The organism is Xanthomonas sp. SHU 199 (genome assembly GCF_000364665.1).
GTDB classification, from domain to species: domain Bacteria; phylum Pseudomonadota; class Gammaproteobacteria; order Xanthomonadales; family Xanthomonadaceae; genus Xanthomonas_A; species Xanthomonas_A sontii.
In genome coordinates, this window is the sequence record NZ_AQOI01000628.1 from 1 (window position 1) to 1,235 (window position 1,235).

Consider the following 1,235-nt stretch of genomic DNA (forward strand, 5'->3'; position numbering starts at 1 on the left):
GGCGGCCGCGGCGTCATCGCCGTCGCGTTCGGCCAGTTGCGCCTGCAGCAGCGCCGCACTCGCGCGCTGTTCGCTGGACACCGAGGCGGGCGCTTGCCGCTGCACCTGCTGCAGCGCCAGCCGCGCCTGCGCCGGGTCGTCCAGCGCCAGCCACACCTGCGCGCGCAGCAGGGCGATGTCGGTCTGCCCGCGCTGGTCGCGGCTCTGCTGGAACAGCCGCTGCGCCTGGTCCAGTTCGGTCAGCGCCACCGCGCGCTGGCCTTGCCAGAACGCCAGTTCGGCCAGGTTGCGCCGGCTCACCGCCACTTCCTCGAGCATCTGGTGGCGCTCGGCCTCGCGCAACGCTTGGCTCAGCAGGGTCTGCGCCTGGGTCCAGTGGCCGCGTGCGGTGGCCAGCAGGCCGAGATTCTGCGCGGTGCGCACGCGGCCGGTGGCGTCGTTGAGGTCGGCATAGGCGCGCGCGGCCTGTTCCCAGAACGCCTGCGCGCTGTCCAGGTCGCCCAACTGGAAATGCGCGAAGCCGATGTTGTTGAGCGTCTCGGCGACGCCGTGCGCATCGCCGATCGCGCGCCAGGCGGTCAGCGCGCCGCGGAACGCCTGCAGCGCCTGCGGGTAGTCGCCGCGCTCCTCGGCCAGCAGGCCGAGTTCGTTGGCGGCGGCGGCCTGGCCGTCGCGGTCGCCGAGTTCGACGTACAGCGCCTGCGCCTGCTGCAGTTTCTGTTCGGCCTCGGCGAAGGCGCCGCCGATGCTCAGCGTGCCCGCCAGGTTGCGCAGGCTGGTGGCGACGCCACGGCGATTGCCGACCTGCCGGCGCAGCTCCACCGCGCGCAGGTACTGCGCCTGTGCCTGCTGGGCCAGGCCGAGCCGGCCGTAGCCCACGCCCAGTGCGTTCACCGTCTCCGCTTCGCCATACAGGTCGCGGCCGCGGCGGAACAGCAGTTGCGCGCGCAGCAGGTCGTCGTCCACCGCGGTGGCGGCGTTGCCGCTGAGGATCGCCAGCTTGCCCAGCGCCAACCACAGCCGCGGGTCGTCGGGGTCGCGCTGCGCCAGCGCACGCAGGCGATCGCGTGCCGCGTCCAGGTGGCCTGCCTGCGCCTGGATGCGCGCGACCTGCAACTGCACCTCGCTGTCGTCGGGCCGGGCCGTGGCCAACGCCTGCCAGGCGCTGTCGGCAGCGGCGAGATCGTCTTCGGCTTCCAGGCGCAGCGCCGCCAGCAGGGCCAGGGTGCGCGGCC

Annotated in this window: 1 protein-coding gene; it reads right to left on the reverse strand. The window is 73.9% G+C overall.

Going from position 1 to position 1,235, the window contains the following annotated elements:
- A partial coding sequence (locus tag D183_RS0118165; RefSeq protein ID WP_017910251.1) for a tetratricopeptide repeat protein occupies positions 1-1,235 on the reverse strand: 1,235 nt, incomplete at both ends.